The organism is Nocardioides sp. (genome assembly GCF_014360585.1).
Lineage (GTDB): Bacteria > Actinomycetota > Actinomycetes > Propionibacteriales > Nocardioidaceae > Nocardioides.
In genome coordinates this window covers 1-13,771 of sequence record NZ_JACIXG010000117.1, presented here as the reverse complement: position 1 = coordinate 13,771, position 13,771 = coordinate 1, and the positions used below count along the sequence as shown (strand labels likewise).

Sequence of the window (13,771 nt, the reverse complement as noted above, 5' to 3'; positions counted from 1 at the left end):
GTCCTCGACGAGATCGAGGCGATCTCCAACCGCGAGGCCGGCCTCTACGGCGTGCCCACCGGCTTCGCCGACTTCGACGAGCTCACCAACGGCTTCCACGGCGGCCAGATGATCATCGTCGCGGCCCGCCCGGCTATGGGGAAATCAACGCTCGCCTTGGACTTCTGTCGTGCGGCCTCGATCCACAACAACCTGACCAGCGTCTTCTTCAGCCTGGAGATGAGCCGCTCCGAGATCACCATGCGTCTGCTGAGTGCCGAGGCGAAGGTGCCGCTCAACCACATCCGCAACGGCAACATGTCCGACGACGACTGGAACAAGCTGGCCCGGAAGATGGGCGAGGTCTCCAGCGCGCCTATGTTCATCGACGACAGCCCCAACATGACGATGATGGAGATCCGGAGCAAGGCCAGAAGGCTCAAGCAGCGCCACGACCTCAAGCTGATCGTCATCGACTATCTCCAGCTGATGAGCTCCGGCAAGAAGGTCGAGTCCCGTCAGCTCGAGGTCTCCGAGTTCTCCCGTCAGATCAAGCTGCTGGCCAAGGAGCTCGAGGTCCCGATCATCGCGCTGTCCCAGCTCAACCGTGGCTCCGAGCAGCGCGCCGACAAGCGCCCGGCGGTCTCGGACCTGCGTGAGTCCGGCTCGCTGGAGCAGGACGCCGACATGGTCGTCCTCCTCCACCGCGACGATGTCTACGAGAAGGAGTCGACCCGCCCGGGCGAGGCCGACGTGATCATCGCCAAGCACCGTAACGGCCCCACCCGCGACCTCGTCGTCGCCTTCCAGGGCCACTACAGCCGCTTCGTCGACATGGCCCACTGAGGCTGGTTGCTCTGCAGCAGGCAGCCGCCGCGTCGCGAGTCGCTGCTCAGGCCGAGTCGCGGACTGCCTCGTCGTGTGCGACGTCGGTGCCGTTCTCGAATGCCACCAAGCGCTCCAGGATCACGCGTAGCGCCGCGCGAACGCCCGGGTCGGTCGCCACATCGATGTCCGTCGCCGACTGACTCAAGGTCGCATCGGGGACAATTCTCGCTCCGGCGATCTCTGCCGAACGGGCGGTGGCCTCGTGCGACCATTTCGCGCCGTACGGCGTGGGCGCGGCACCGACAACGGCGAAGGGCTTGCCCATGATCGCCCCCTCGCCGTACGGCTTGGAGACCCAGTCGATGGCGTTCTTGAGCACTGCCGGCGTCGAGCCGTTGTACTCGGGGGTGACCGCGATCAGCCGATCCGCGGCTGCGACCCGCTCGCGCAGGGTTCGGGCCGCCGGAGGAACACTGCCGTTGTCGATGTCCTCGTTGTAGAACGGCACCTCCGCCAGCCCGTCGACGATCGTCACGCGTACGCCGTCGGGTGCGACTGCGGTCAGCGCGCGGGCCATGCCCAGGTTGATGGAGTCGGCGCGCAGACTTCCCAGCAGTACGGCGACGTCGATGTCGGTCATGAGTGTGTTCCTCTCCTCTGATGGACCGCGTCAGGTCTGGCGCGGCTGTGTGGCCCGCCCCGGGCCGTACCTCAGCCGCCGACGGTGAAGAAGTCGGCGAGTGCGTGAGCGATCTGGCCGGGGGCGGACTCGGTGGGGATGTGGTCCGCCCCCGGGATGCGGATGAGTGTGGTGTGGGGGATCTCCGAGGCGAACCGCTCGGCGTACTCCACCTTCTGGGAACCGTCGTCCTCGCCCCAGATCAGCAGCTTGGGCGTCGCGGAGCGTTTCAGTGCGGGGACGACCTCGAGCGTGTAACGGCTGTCGGCCGCGCCCGCCATGGCCATCCAGGAGCGGCGGACTCGCGGATCAGTCCATGGATCCACATACTCCGCGATCCTGCGTGCGCTCGCCGCGCCGGCCAACGACTCGGTCACCGCCTCCCTGCGCGCAGCGAGGAACTCATCAGCGGTGGTCGCCGCGATGATCTCCGGATCCCGGAAGCGGGCGACGCTCGGCACCGGCCAGGAGTCGTAGGTGACCGAGTCGACCAAGGCCAGTCGAGTGACCTCCAACCGGTTGTGGACAAGGAGATGCTGGGCGATCGCGCCACCGATGTCATGGCCCGCGACAGCGACCGGCCCGGAGATGTGCAGCGCTGAGGTGAATCGAACCACCCAGTCCACAAGGGCAGGCACCGTGGCCGTCTCGAGGTCCAGCTCTCCTCCCGAGTGCCCCATCCCGGGAAGATCCACCGCGATCGGCCTGAAGCCCGCATCCGCGATCCGGTCGAGTACCGGCAGCCAGACACGGCTCCAGTACGTGCCGTGGAGCAGCAACACAACTGGGCCGTCCTGGGGCACAGTCAGGTAGCTCGCGGCCTCGCCATCAACCTCGATCGCGGCCCGCGAGACTCTCGAGTCGGCGGATTCGTGCATGGGAGATGTGTAGCACGATGACTAATGATCATCTAGTGATAATCCATTAGTTTTGCTCTGTGGCACCCAGGCCGGGAGAGCGCAGGTCAGCGACGGCGGCGACGGCCTGGTCCAGAAGCTCGGCGGGGCAGCCCCAGTAGTCGTAGATGCCACCGCGGGCAGAGTTGCTGCCGCACACGACGAAGACGCCAGTGCCCAGCTCGGCCTTGAGGTGGGATGCAAGCCAGCCGACGAACCCGCTGTTGTCCGAGCTGTCGGGAAAGTGGAAGGAGAAGATCCCGAACTTCTCGACCTCGTGGTGTGGGCGGGTGAGCGGGACCAGACGGCTCCAGCTCTCCTCGTCCCTGACGACCGCCAGGGTCTCTGTGGTGATCTCTGGGGGCTGGTCGACAGGCAATTCTTCGAATACCCAGACACCTTGATGCACCACGAAGTCGGCCTGCGCGATCACGGCGCGGAGGCGCTCGTGAGTCTGTGCCGTGGTTTCCCTGCTGATGCTCACCATGGTGGGGACCCCTTCGGTTCGATGGTTTCGTACAGAGCCGGCGTCACGCGGAGGGTGAGCGTGAATCCCGGTTCTGTCGATAGTGGCGAGCCACTCGCGCACGGTTGCCGCAGATCGGTCCGCACCACGCCCGCCTGGTCTTGCTTCGGACGTAATACAGCACGCAGCCGGGTCCGTGGCAGGGCAGCAGCTCGTTGTTCGGATCGCCCAACAGGCGGGCGCCCTCGAACGCGAGCTCGGCGATGACGGTGTCGAACCCCTCGGCGTCGTGTTGCCAACTGACCTCGACGGTGTCATCCGCCGACCGCGCGAGGAGCAGGTGCGAGGACGCGAGAGGAGCGTTGATCGCAGCCATCGCCTCCTCGAGCGTCAGGTCGGTCTGCGCATGCTCGCGATCGTCGGCGGTGACGTGCGCTGCGACCCGACGCAGGCCGTCGCGCAGCTCCCGCAGTCGGTCGAGCTGATCGGCGCCCAGCCGACTGCCACCGCGGATCTCCGCAGACCGCATCCATGATCGGGCCACCTGAACGGTCGTCAAGCAGTCGTGGTGATCACCGCGATCAGCCCAGATCGTGTTCATCAGTCGAATCGGCGCAGGTTGATCGGGATACAGGCTCGGGACTTCCGTGTCGACCACCGGACCTTCACCTCGCTCTGCTTCCAAACTCGTTGACCTAATGGAAAAGCTACTATATATCATTAATCAAGATCCGTGTCGGACCAGGCTACGGAGCCCTGGTCGCCGCACTCGCAGGCAACTGTTGAAGGAGTTCCCATGGTCAGACCACCGCTCCCGCCGTTCGATGCGGAGACGGCGTACCAGAAGGTGAAGGCCGCCGAGGCCGCCTGGAACACCCGCGATCCCGAGCGGGTCTCCCTCGCCTACACGCCCGACACGATCTGGCGGAACCGCGACGAGTTCATCAACGGTCGGGCAGAGGTGGTGGAGTTCCTGACTCGCAAATGGCAGCGCGAGCTCGACTACGTACTGCAGAAGGACCTCTGGGCGTTCACCGACGACCGCATCGCTGTCCGGTTCCAGTACGAGTGGCGCGATGCCGACGACCGGTGGTGGCGCAGCTACGGCAACGAGCTGTGGCAGTTCTCCCCGGACGGTCTCATGCAGCGCCGCGAAGCCAGCATCAACGACGTCGCCATCGCGCACACCGATCGCCGCTTGGCTGTGCCGGCTGCCGGCGCGGTTCCGGAGCTTCCGCTCCGATGAAGCCGGAGCCGCCCGATGAGATGGCAGGCACGACCCGAGGCGACTCCTGGGTCCCGCCGACGTGCAGCCTGCCCACCGCTGAGCAGCCTCTCCGTGTCGCCGAGTTCGACGACTTCTTCATCGACGCCGTCCGCGGCGCCGATCGGGTGGCGCCGACGAAGCTGCGACTGAAGCTCATCCCGGACGCAGAGATCGCCAAGAGGGCGGGTGGCCTGATCGCCCGCGAGACCGACTGCTGCTCGTTCTTCACCTTCGTCATCACTGCGGGAGGCGACGGGATGACTCTGGACATACAGGTCCCGGATGCGTACACCCATGTCCTCGATGCCCTTGCCGCGAGGGTGGCGGCCGACACCTGGCCGGACGCGCTCGAGGGCTCATCGGAGGCGTTCCGCAAGCGCCGTACGGGCAAGTCGACCTTCTCCTTCCCCGTGTTGAACGACGAGATGGCCACCGAGCTCGATGCGTTCCTGGAGCGGCTCTATCAGCGCTACCGGCAGCATCACGCCGACTAGCGCTCTTCGCCTTCGCTCTACTCCTCCGGGGTAGCCTGTTGGGACGAGCCTAAAGAGTCAGGCGCTTCGTACGCTTCTTCGTTCCCGATCACCTCGCAGGTGATCGCGATAGGGGTCCCGGTATTTTTGCCGAGCAATCTCCGACAAGCCCTGGCGCCGCGACGGTGCCATCGCGAAGAATCTGGGCCCCGGCGTCCCGTCGGCCCGAGAAAGCGACGACCCATGGCGAACTCGATCCCCCGCACCGCCTGCCTCACCCACGTCAGCTCCGATCTCCGAGCAGTCCGATGACGCACGATCTCCCGAGCCGGGCCGAGCTCCACGACCGGCCCGGGCTGCTCCGTGGCACGTCCTGGGAGCTCTTCGCGGATCCCTGGCGCGGCACCCCGTCGTTCGCGGACGAGGAGAGCGTGGTGGCCGCGGCCGGCATCGTCCAGCTCGGCGAGACCTTCGGGCTCGACTACCCGATCGACGCGTTCATGCCGGGGATGTCCCAGGTCGCGAAGCCGGCCGAGCACATCATCTACGGCGACCACCCGGCTCACCGTGGTGACTACCTGAACGGCTACTACCTCGAGTCCTCGAGCCAGGTCGACGGGCTGCGGCACCGGCGCGCCGATGACGTCGGGTTCTACGATGGCACCGCCGACGAGCTGATCGCGCCCGGGAGCGAAGAGCTCGGCATCCAGGTGTGGGCCGACCGCCCCATCGTGAGCCGCGGCATCCTGGTGGACATCGCCGGCCTCCTCGCCCGACGTGAGGAGAGCCTCGACCACGAGGCCGGCCAGCCGATCCCGTACGCCTACATCGACCAGGCCCTCACCGCGCAGACGATCGAGCTGCGCGCCGGTGATGTCGTCATGCTCCACACCGGGTGGTGCGAGTGGTTCCTCGAGCTCACCGTCGAGCAGAAGCTGGCGCAGCAGGCGCTCGGCCGTGCCACCGGCATCGCGCAGAGCGAGGAGGTCCTCGACTGGGCCTGGGACAACGGGCTGGCGCTGCTCGCCGCGGACACCTTCGCGGTCGAGTGCCTGCCCGCCGTACCCGACTCGCCTTTCCTCCAGACGGCGTTGAACGACCGCGGCACGATGCACCAGGAGTTCCTGGCCAAGCTCGGCATGCCGCTCGGGGAGCTGTGGCGCCTCGGGCCGTTGGCGCGCCGAATGGACCATCTCCAACGGTGGGAGGCCTTCGTCAGCGTGAAGCCGCTCAACGTCACCGGTGCGACCGGATCGCCGGCGAACGCCGTCGCCGTCATCTGACGAATCTTCGACCGCAGGCGGTCCGATACGTCCACCTCGGCACGTCGGCCCCGTAGGTTGGACGCGAACGCAGCCGTCACCGGAGCGAGGGGGTCTCGTGCGTCGCTGGGTGCGCCGGTCCTTGTGGGACGTCGTCCCGCGTGATCACCGTCAGAGTGACGCCGCTCTGCGCCGCCGTCAGCTGGTCACGGTCGGGTTCGTGGTGCTCGGCGCGGTGGTGCTCGGATTCTCGCTCCGCATCGAGCCTGGCAGCTTCTGGTTCTATCCGGCGACCTTCGCCCTGGCCGGGGTGTGGGCGATCGGCGCATTCGCCTCCGGGCCGCTGCATCTGGGACGAATCGGTGCCTGGCGCCAGCGGGACGGGGAGGGCGAGCGTAGGTTCGTCCGCCCGGTGCTGTCGCCGATCCTGCTCGGCCTGGGGCTGGCGGGAGTCTTCGTGGTCGGTGGCCTGGTCGTGCGCGAGATCGCCTGGCTGGAACGGCAGGTGCGCTCGGTGGTCGACTTCGCCGATCAGGGCTCGCTGCCGATCCTGATCGTGGTGACGGCTGTCAACGGGGTGGCGGAGGAGCTGTTCTTCCGCGGCGCGGTCTATGCGGCCCTGCCCCGACATCCCGTCGTCTGGACGTCGGTGGCCTACGTGATCGCGACGCTGGCGACCGGCAACGTGATGCTGGCCTTCGCGGCGATCCTGCTCGGGGTCGTGGTCGGGTTCGAGCGGCGCGCGTCCGGCGGCGTCCTCGCCCCGATCCTCACCCACTGCGCGTGGTCGCTGTCGATGCTGCTGGCCCTCCCGCTGCTCTTCGGCTGAGGGAGTCGTGCGGCGGCGAGCGTGGTCCCTCAGACCTTCTTCCCGTCGGCCAGCCGCTCGGCCAGCGCCCGGCGTACGGCCTCGCGATATGGCAGCGGCTCGCCGGGGACGACATCGAGGATGCGCCGGTCCTGCACGACGACCTCAGTGGTCATCGAATCGATCAGGTTGCGCCCGGTCGTCAGGTCGACGTCGGTCACCAGCGCCAGCCAGTACGACGACAGCCGGGGTGTCAGCACCGGCACGGGGACGACCGGGATCGATCGGCCGTTGGCCAGCTCGGAGGCGACGGTCAGCATGTCGAGGTATGTCATCGCCTCCGGGCCGCCGATCTCGAAGGTCTCGCCGATCGTGTCCGGGTTGTCGATGACACCTGCCAGATAGCGGATCACGTCGTCGACGGCGATGGGCTGTGTCCGCGTGGAGGTCCATTTCGGCACCACCATGGCCGGGAGGTTCTTGACCAGCTGCCGGGTCAGCTCCCAGGAGACCCCGCCGTGGCCCACGACGATCGCCGCCCGCAGCGTCGTGACGGGGACTCCGGCCTCACCGAGCAGGGATTCGACCTCGCGGCGGGAACGCAGGTGGGGCGAGAGGTCGCCGTCGTCGCCGAGCCCGCCGAGATAGACGATCTGGCGTACCCCGGCCCGGGCTGCGGCGGCACCGAAGGAGCGTGCTGCCCGCGCATCGCGATCCTCGAAGTCGTCGTGGTCGAGCGAGTGCACCAGATAGATCGCGACATCGACCCCCTCGAGCGCGGTGGCCAGGGAGGAGGGGTCGCCCACGTCGGCTCCCACCGGTTCGCCGGGGCCGTCGTAGTCGTCCGGACGCCTGGTCATCGCGAGCACCCTGGTGCCGCCTTCGGTCAGCTCCGCGACCAGTCGTCGACCGATGAACCCGGTCGCGCCGGTGATGAGAACGGTGGTCTCCATGGGTCGAGCCTACGGGCGCGCCACCCTGTCGCGCGTCAGGCCGAGCCCGACGAGTCGACCGGCCGACAGTCGTGCCCGCAGCCGTCGTCGGCGACCTGCTCGGAGGCGTGCGATGCCGGTCGATGGAGTACGGCGCCGGTCGGCGTCACCACGACGTCGGAGCCCTCGACGCGACCGGTGCCGTCGATGATCAGCGCGTGGTCGCGCGGTGTGAGCGGGGCGTACGTGAGGGTGAGCACCGGGTTGGCGGCGAGGTTCGCACGGGTGCCGCCGCCGGGATCGGAGACGCGCAGGGACGAGCCCTCCACGACCGGGTCCACGACCACGACCTTGATCCGCTCGCCGGCGGTGGTCAGCAGGAACCCGCTGCCGAACCGTTCGAGGGCGGCAGCGAGATCAGGCAGGGCGACCGGGATGCTCATGCTCATCACCATAGTCCGGCCGGCGCCGTCGGCCCGCCCGTGGCGTACGACACGTCCGACCGATTTTAGAGCGGCGCTCTGTTACGGTCGACGCAGCAGCCAGTCCCGCGAAGCGCGGGTCGCAGACGAAGGAGCAGCAGCATGGTCACCATCTCCCACGACGGACCGGTATGGACACTCGATCTCGGCACCGACGAGAACCGCTTCTCGCCCGACTGGCTCGAGACCGTCGGGCAGGCTCTCGACCAGCTCGAGTCGACGACCGAGCCGGCCGTGCTGGTCTCGACCGGCGGCGGCAAGTTCTACTCGAACGGACTCGACCTCGAATGGCTCGGGCAGAACCTCGATCAGCACGACAGCTATGTCGAGCGGGTCGAGGCGCTCTTCGCGCGCATCCTCACCCTGCCCGTGCCGACGGTCGCCGCGGTCAACGGGCACGCGTTCGGTGCCGGCGCGATGTTGGCGATGGCGCACGACTACCGGGTGATGCGCGAGGACCGCGGCTACTTCTGCTTCCCCGAGGTGGACATCCACATCCCCTTCACGCCGGGGATGAACGCCTTGGTCACCAGCAAGCTGACGCCGCGTGCCGCGCTCGACGCGATGGCGACCGGCCGGCGCTACGGCGGGGGAGAGGCCGTCGCGGTGGGGCTGGTCGACGGCTCCGCCGCCGCCGATGAACTGGCCGAGACGGCCGCTGGGTTCGTGCGCGACCTGGCGGGCAAGGACCGCGCCACGCTCGGCACGATCAAGGCCAGGATGTTCGCCGACGTGGTCGCGGCGCTCCGCTCCGGCAACGCCGAGCCGGCCTGAGTCGCCGAGCAGACGATGGGACGTCCCCGTCAGCACGACCTAGATGACCTCCTCGGCCACGCCCGGAGCCTCTGGATCGAGCGGGGCGCCGACGGCCTGACGATCCGGGCGCTCAGCTCGGCGTCGGGCGCATCCAACGGTGCGGTCTATCACGCGTTCGGGTCTCGCGCCGGCCTGCTGGCGCGCGTCTGGGCTCAGGAGGCCGGCCGCTTCCTCGCCTTCCAGCGGGAACGGGTGCGCGAGGCGATGCGCGACGGCGATGCGACCTCGGCCCTCGTCGCGGCGGCGCTCGCTCCGGCGACGTACGCCACGGACAACGCGGACGGTGCTCGTCTCCTGCTCGCGGTCACCGCGGACGACCTGCTGGTGGCGGACCCCGGTGAGCCGGCGCGAACTCAGCTGGTCGACCTCCAGAAGGAGCTCGGCACGCTCCTCGTCGACCTCGCCTCCGAGTTGTGGGACCGACGGGACCGCGCAGCGGTCGAGGTCGTACGCCACTGTGTGGTCACGTTGCCCGGAGCGCTGCTGCTCCAGGCCGAGAAAATCGCCGACCCCCTCGCTGCGCACTCGCTCGAGCACGCTGTCTGGGGGATCGCGTCGGCCGCGCCCCCGGCGCCAGGCGGCTGACTCCTCCGGCTGCCGCGGCGTAAAACATTGACAGTTGTCGATATGAGGTGCAGAGTCTCATATTGACAGACATCAATATGTCCTCAGGAGGATCCCATGTCACGCATCCAACTCGCGCTCAACGTCGACGATCTCGAGAAGTCCGTCGCGTTCTACTCGACCCTGTTCGGCGTCGAACCGGCCAAGACCAAGCCCGGATACGCCAACTTCGTCGTCGCCGAGCCGCCCCTGAAGCTGGTCCTCGTCGAGAACCCCGGCCAGGGCGGCTCCATCAACCACCTCGGCGTCGAGGTCGCCGACACCGACGCGGTCGACGCCGAGCAGACCCGGCTGCACGACGCCGGGTTCGCGTCGGTCGACGAGCGGGAAACCACCTGCTGCTACGCCAAGCAGGACAAGTTCTGGGTCGAGAACGCCCCCAACGGCGAGCGGTGGGAGGTCTACACCGTGCTCGCCGACAGCGACACCCCAGCCGAGCCCGAGCCTGCGGCCGCGGGCTGCTGCTGACGCCGATCGGGCCTACGCCGCCTTTGACGTGCTTCTGGCCCGATCCGGCCTGAGGGGTGCTACCGGGTCGCCATCCCGTCGGGCCAGGCCGCGAGGTTCTGGTCCGGCGGGATCGGTGTATCCGGCGGCTCCGGGTCGTCGGACCTCCTGCTAGGCGCCGATGATCCGCCGCATGCCCTGGTGGGCGCGCTCTGCGGCGCGCATGTCGCCGTGGAGAAGGCGGGCGGGGGTGATGAACGAGGCGAGCGACTCGAGCCCGAACACGACCGACTCGACGTCGGTGTCCTCGGGCAGGTCACCGGCCTCGACGGCGGTGGCCAGGTCGGCCCGCAACGTCGCTCGCCACTGGTTGCGGCCCTCGAGCAGGCGCTCGTGGACGGCGCCGTCGCGCCCGTCGTAGTCGTAGGTCACCTGGGTCATCAGGCAGCCGCCCGGGTAGCCGGGGTCCGCGGCGTACTCCGTCCAGGCGTCGCATGCGGCCAGAAGCCGGGGGAGCCCCTGCGGGAACCGTTTGACCGTGTCCCAGACCCGGGTCCGGAAGTCGGCGAAGACCAGTTCGACCGTCTCCAGCTGGAGGGCCTCCTTGGTGCGGAACTGGCCGATCACCCCCGACTTGCTCATCTGCACGATCTCGGCCAGCCGGCCGATCGTCACGCTGTCCAGTCCCTCGATCGAAGCCAGGTCGGCGGCTGCCTTGACCACGCTCCGTCGGGTTTCGAGTGCCGCCTGCGCGGATGCACGTCCTGCCATGCCCGGAGTTTAGCGTACGATTGAACTCTATTGCATAACGTACGATCGTACGCTTAATCTGCTCGCATGGACTCCTCACACACCTCGCGAAGACCGGCGCTCGCCGTCAAGGTCGGCGCATCGGCGACCGTGCTCGCCTTTCTCGACACCACGGTGACCAATCTGGCGGTGCCACCCGTGGCCGCTGAGTTCTCGGTCGGTGTCACCGCGGCCGCCTGGGTCGCCACGGCGTACGTCATCCCGTTCGCCGCCTTCCTCGCACCGGCGGGCGTCGCGGCCGACGCGGCGGGCCGAGCCCGGCTGTTCCGCTTCGGGGTCGGTCTCTTCACCGCGTGCTCGCTCGTCATCGCGCTGGCGCCGACCTTCGAGCTGCTGCTCGTCGGAAGGGCGCTGCAGGGCGTCGGGGCGGCGCTGATGACTCCGGCTTCCCTGGCTCTCATCCTCGCCGAGGTTCCTCCCGAGCGTCGGCGTGCGGCCATCGGGCTGTGGAGCGGAGCCGGTGCGCTGGCTGCCGCCGCAGGCCCAGCCCTGGGTGGCGTGGTCATCGAGTGGATCGACTGGAGGGCGGTGTTCTGCATCAACGTGCCGCTCGGCGTCTGGGTCGTCTGGGCCGCGCGGCCGCTGCGTGCCGGAGACGCCGCCACGCGTCGTCTGCCCGACGTCCTGGGGAGCCTGCTCATCGCGGTCGCGATCGGTGCTCTCGTGCTCGGGCTCTCCGAGGCGCCCGCCCGGGGATGGGGGTCGTGGTTCGTCCTGGCCGCGGCCGCGGTCGCGATCCTCGCCACGGTCGGAGCGGTCCGGCGGGCGAGCAGCCACGAGCATCCTGGTCTTCGGATCGACCTGCTCCGGAACCGCGGTGTCGCGGTGACGACCGGCATCTCGACCGCGTACGGGATCGCATTGTTCGCCACGATGCTCCTTGGGGTCCTCTTCCTGGTCGAGGTGTGGCAGTACTCGGCGCTCCGCGCCGGCCTGGCCATGACGCCCGCAGCCTTGGCGGCCGCTGTGGTCGGACTGGGGGTCGGCCGGGTCAAGGTGCCGTTCCCGCCGCGTCGCATGATCGCGGTCGGGGCGACCCTCCAGGCAACCTCGAGCGCGCTGCTGGCGCTGAGCATCTCGACGACTCCACAGTTCCTCGGCCTCTGGCTGCCGGTGGGCACCCTGATGGGGATCGGTGTCGGCCTCGCCACCGTCGGCATCTCGACGGCCGGCGCGACGGCGAGCGCCCCGCAGGACTTCGCTGCCGTGACCGGGTTGCTGATGGCCGCTCGGCAGCTCGGCGGCGCCCTCGGTATCGCCGTCCTGTCCGTGCTGCTCGTCCAGCTCGACGCCACCACCGCTGTCCGCCCGTACGCCGGGGTCTATTGGTTCACCACCCTGGCTTCCCTGCTCGCTCTGACCGGCGCGGCGCTGCTGCGCCCGGTCGTGCCCCACGTTCCCACCAATCAGCCCACCACCCCTCCCGCGAAGGAGACCCACCGATGACCGAGACCCGCTCCGCCAGCTTCGAGCTCGAGGCGACCGACCCCTACTGCACCGACCCCGAGACCGCCGCCGAAAGGCTCCGCCACCAGCCGTGGAAGCGGTTCGCGGTGCTCGGCGACAGCGTCACCGCTGGCATACGGGGCCCGCTGGACGGCTACCGCGACGAATCCTTCGCCGAGCGTCTGGTGGACGCCCTGGCGAGCACCCGTCCCGGCTTCGAGTCGGTGAACCTCGCCATCCCCTACCTGACCGTCGCCGAGATCCGCGAGGTGCAGCTCGAGCCGGCGCTGGCCTTCGCGCCCGACGCCGTGCTCGTCAGCGCGGGCGGGAACGACGCCTTCAACCCGTACGACCCGGGCCAGCTGCGCACGGAGCTCGAGCTGCTCCTGAGGCCGTTGGCGGAGAGCGGTGCTGTGGTTCTCACCGTCGGGCTCTTCGATCTCGCCCGGTCCGGGCTGGTGCGTGCGGAGCAGGCGGCGGACATGGCCGAGCGGTTCGACACCCTGGACCGGATCACCGCGGAGATCACCAGGAGCCTGGGTGGGATCCACATCGACACGCATCACCACCCGCTGTCTGCCGACCCGGCCATCTACGCCCGCGACCGCATCCACGGCAACGCCCGTGGGCACGCGGTGGCTTTTGCGGCCATCGTCGACGCGCTCGCCTGACGACCCGGTTGGCGCCTACGGGAGGATGGGGCCGTGACCCGTCCCGACTCCGCGTACCGCTCGGACTGCTCCAGCTGCGCCGGTCTGTGCTGCGTCGCGCTCTCCTTCAGCCGCTCGGCGGACTTCCCGGAGGACAAGGCGGCCGGTGACCCGTGCCGTCACCTCGGCCACGACTTCGGGTGCGGGATCCACGACCGGCTGCGCGATCGCGGGTATGCCGGGTGCACGGTCTTCGAGTGCTCCGGCGCCGGCCAGCAGGTCACTCAGGTGACCTTCGGCGGCACCGACTGGCGTACGGAGCCGGACCTGCGGCAGAGCATGTTCGACGTCTTCGGGGTGATGCGTCAGCTGCACGAGATGCTGGCCCTGCTCGAGGAGGCCGGATGGCGTGGCACCTCGACCGAGCTCACCGCGGTGACCGAACGGGTCTCCGCAGCGGCGGGCGGCACCGCCGACCAGGTGCTCGCCACCGACGTCCCCGCGCTCCGCGCGGTGGTCGGGGATGCGCTTCGGCAGGTGAGTGCGGAGGTACGCCGCCCTGCGGGCGCTGCGCTCAACGGCGCCGACCTCGTCGGCCGCGACCTGCGTCGGCGGGACCTGCGCCGTGCCGACCTGCGGGGTGCGCTCCTGATGGCCGCGGACCTGCGCGGCGTCGACCTGGTCGATGCCGACCTGCTCGGCGCCGATCTCCGTGACGCCGCTGCGGCCGGTGCGGATCTCTCCCAGGCCCTCTTCCTCGGCCAGTCGCAGGTCAACGCCCTGCGTGGCGACGCGAGTACCAGGCTCCCCGACGGTCTCGCCCGCCCGGCGCACTGGGCGTAGGCCCGGTCCCAAGGGCCCGGGAGTGGGCGAAAGTGGCAGTCCGGACCCGGATCCGGACTGCCA

The 13,771-nt window shown here is 69.1% G+C and carries 18 protein-coding genes; 11 read left to right on the top strand and 7 right to left on the bottom strand.

The annotated features are described in order from the left end of the window. Positions 1–825 (top strand): replicative DNA helicase (gene dnaB / locus H5T77_RS24170; RefSeq protein WP_292653159.1); only part of this gene is annotated, 825 nt, incomplete at its 5' end. Positions 826–871: 46 nt separating this feature from the next. Here the strand turns inward: dnaB and H5T77_RS24165 are convergent. From H5T77_RS24165 to H5T77_RS24150, 4 genes are all read right to left on the bottom strand, one after another. Further along, positions 872–1,447, bottom strand: a complete 576-nt coding sequence (locus H5T77_RS24165) for an NADPH-dependent FMN reductase (RefSeq protein ID WP_292653158.1) — start codon at positions 1,445–1,447, stop codon at positions 872–874. Positions 1,448–1,518: 71 nt separating this feature from the next. After that, positions 1,519–2,364, bottom strand: a complete 846-nt coding sequence (locus H5T77_RS24160) for an alpha/beta fold hydrolase (RefSeq protein WP_292653157.1) — start codon at positions 2,362–2,364, stop codon at positions 1,519–1,521. A 46-nt stretch (positions 2,365–2,410) separates the two neighbouring features. Then, positions 2,411–2,869, bottom strand: coding sequence for a DUF6196 family protein (locus tag H5T77_RS24155; protein WP_292653156.1), 459 nt, complete (start codon positions 2,867–2,869; stop codon positions 2,411–2,413). A 43-nt stretch (positions 2,870–2,912) separates the two neighbouring features. Further along, a complete protein-coding gene (locus tag H5T77_RS24150) occupies positions 2,913–3,506 on the bottom strand; it encodes a CGNR zinc finger domain-containing protein (protein ID WP_292653155.1) in 594 nt (197 codons plus the stop codon). 138 nt (positions 3,507–3,644) lie between these two features. Here H5T77_RS24150 and H5T77_RS24145 point away from each other — a divergent pair, with 138 nt between their 5' ends. From H5T77_RS24145 to H5T77_RS24130, 4 genes are all read left to right on the top strand, one after another. Further along, on the top strand, positions 3,645–4,094 hold the full coding sequence (locus H5T77_RS24145; RefSeq protein ID WP_292653154.1) for a nuclear transport factor 2 family protein: 450 nt from the start codon (positions 3,645–3,647) through the stop codon (positions 4,092–4,094). Then, positions 4,091–4,609, top strand: coding sequence for a hypothetical protein (locus H5T77_RS24140; RefSeq protein ID WP_292653153.1), 519 nt, complete (start codon positions 4,091–4,093; stop codon positions 4,607–4,609). Before H5T77_RS24145 ends, H5T77_RS24140 begins: the two co-directional genes overlap by 4 nt. A 287-nt stretch (positions 4,610–4,896) precedes the next feature. Continuing rightward, positions 4,897–5,871, top strand: coding sequence for a cyclase family protein (locus tag H5T77_RS24135; protein WP_292653152.1), 975 nt, complete (start codon positions 4,897–4,899; stop codon positions 5,869–5,871). Positions 5,872–5,968: 97 nt separating this feature from the next. After that, entirely contained in the window at positions 5,969–6,679 is a 711-nt protein-coding gene (locus H5T77_RS24130) for a CPBP family intramembrane glutamic endopeptidase (RefSeq protein ID WP_292653151.1), read from the top strand. Between the two features lie 29 nt (positions 6,680–6,708). On the opposite strand, the gene H5T77_RS24125 is transcribed toward H5T77_RS24130, so the two are convergent. Beyond that, entirely contained in the window at positions 6,709–7,611 is a 903-nt protein-coding gene (locus H5T77_RS24125; RefSeq protein WP_292653150.1) for an NAD(P)H-binding protein, read from the bottom strand. A gap of 35 nt (positions 7,612–7,646) precedes the next feature. Then, positions 7,647–8,033 carry a pyridoxamine 5'-phosphate oxidase gene (locus H5T77_RS24120; RefSeq protein WP_292653149.1) on the bottom strand — a complete coding sequence of 129 codons (387 nt, stop codon included), beginning with the start codon at positions 8,031–8,033 and terminating at the stop codon, positions 7,647–7,649. 141 nt (positions 8,034–8,174) lie between these two features. Between H5T77_RS24120 and H5T77_RS24115 the strand changes: the two genes are divergently transcribed. The 3 genes from H5T77_RS24115 (at position 8,175) to H5T77_RS24105 (ending at position 9,980) form a co-directional block, all read left to right on the top strand. Continuing rightward, positions 8,175–8,846, top strand: a complete 672-nt coding sequence (locus H5T77_RS24115) for an enoyl-CoA hydratase-related protein (protein WP_292653148.1) — start codon at positions 8,175–8,177, stop codon at positions 8,844–8,846. 15 nt (positions 8,847–8,861) lie between these two features. Next, the gene (locus tag H5T77_RS24110) at positions 8,862–9,473 is read left to right on the top strand and encodes a TetR/AcrR family transcriptional regulator (protein WP_292653147.1); all 612 of its coding nucleotides are present in this window, start codon (positions 8,862–8,864) and stop codon (positions 9,471–9,473) included. A 96-nt stretch (positions 9,474–9,569) separates the two neighbouring features. Further along, positions 9,570–9,980 carry an ArsI/CadI family heavy metal resistance metalloenzyme gene (locus H5T77_RS24105; RefSeq protein ID WP_292653146.1) on the top strand — a complete coding sequence of 137 codons (411 nt, stop codon included), beginning with the start codon at positions 9,570–9,572 and terminating at the stop codon, positions 9,978–9,980. A gap of 150 nt (positions 9,981–10,130) precedes the next feature. Here the strand turns inward: H5T77_RS24105 and H5T77_RS24100 are convergent, their stop codons facing one another. Next, positions 10,131–10,730 carry a TetR/AcrR family transcriptional regulator gene (locus tag H5T77_RS24100; protein ID WP_292653145.1) on the bottom strand — a complete coding sequence of 200 codons (600 nt, stop codon included), beginning with the start codon at positions 10,728–10,730 and terminating at the stop codon, positions 10,131–10,133. A 66-nt stretch (positions 10,731–10,796) separates the two neighbouring features. On the opposite strand from H5T77_RS24100, the gene H5T77_RS24095 reads away from it, so the two are divergent. Genes H5T77_RS24095 through H5T77_RS24085 form a run of 3 tightly spaced genes read left to right on the top strand, consistent with a single transcriptional unit; the run spans position 10,797 to position 13,708 of the window. Further along, positions 10,797–12,215, top strand: coding sequence for an MFS transporter (locus tag H5T77_RS24095; protein ID WP_292653144.1), 1,419 nt, complete (start codon positions 10,797–10,799; stop codon positions 12,213–12,215). Continuing rightward, complete coding sequence (locus H5T77_RS24090) at positions 12,212–12,886, top strand: SGNH/GDSL hydrolase family protein (RefSeq protein ID WP_292653143.1); 675 nt, start codon at positions 12,212–12,214, stop codon at positions 12,884–12,886. Before H5T77_RS24095 ends, H5T77_RS24090 begins: the two co-directional genes overlap by 4 nt. 33 nt (positions 12,887–12,919) lie before the next feature. Further along, on the top strand, positions 12,920–13,708 hold the full coding sequence (locus H5T77_RS24085) for a pentapeptide repeat-containing protein (RefSeq protein ID WP_292653142.1): 789 nt from the start codon (positions 12,920–12,922) through the stop codon (positions 13,706–13,708). Positions 13,709–13,771 lie beyond the last annotated feature (63 nt).

Coding starts and splice junctions, on each gene's coding strand:
- H5T77_RS24145 (WP_292653154.1), top strand. CDS start 3,645: ATGGTCAGACCACCGCTCCCGCCGTTCGATGCGGAGACGGCGTACCAG.
- H5T77_RS24125 (WP_292653150.1), bottom strand. CDS start 7,611: ATGGAGACCACCGTTCTCATCACCGGCGCGACCGGGTTCATCGGTCGA.
- H5T77_RS24165 (WP_292653158.1), bottom strand. CDS start 1,447: ATGACCGACATCGACGTCGCCGTACTGCTGGGAAGTCTGCGCGCCGAC.
- H5T77_RS24120 (WP_292653149.1), bottom strand. CDS start 8,033: ATGAGCATCCCGGTCGCCCTGCCTGATCTCGCTGCCGCCCTCGAACGG.
- H5T77_RS24135 (WP_292653152.1), top strand. CDS start 4,897: ATGACGCACGATCTCCCGAGCCGGGCCGAGCTCCACGACCGGCCCGGG.
- H5T77_RS24100 (WP_292653145.1), bottom strand. CDS start 10,730: ATGGCAGGACGTGCATCCGCGCAGGCGGCACTCGAAACCCGACGGAGC.
- H5T77_RS24105 (WP_292653146.1), top strand. CDS start 9,570: ATGTCACGCATCCAACTCGCGCTCAACGTCGACGATCTCGAGAAGTCC.
- H5T77_RS24095 (WP_292653144.1), top strand. CDS start 10,797: ATGGACTCCTCACACACCTCGCGAAGACCGGCGCTCGCCGTCAAGGTC.
- H5T77_RS24155 (WP_292653156.1), bottom strand. CDS start 2,869: ATGGTGAGCATCAGCAGGGAAACCACGGCACAGACTCACGAGCGCCTC.
- H5T77_RS24110 (WP_292653147.1), top strand. CDS start 8,862: ATGGGACGTCCCCGTCAGCACGACCTAGATGACCTCCTCGGCCACGCC.
- H5T77_RS24140 (WP_292653153.1), top strand. CDS start 4,091: ATGAAGCCGGAGCCGCCCGATGAGATGGCAGGCACGACCCGAGGCGAC.
- H5T77_RS24160 (WP_292653157.1), bottom strand. CDS start 2,364: ATGCACGAATCCGCCGACTCGAGAGTCTCGCGGGCCGCGATCGAGGTT.
- H5T77_RS24115 (WP_292653148.1), top strand. CDS start 8,175: ATGGTCACCATCTCCCACGACGGACCGGTATGGACACTCGATCTCGGC.
- H5T77_RS24090 (WP_292653143.1), top strand. CDS start 12,212: ATGACCGAGACCCGCTCCGCCAGCTTCGAGCTCGAGGCGACCGACCCC.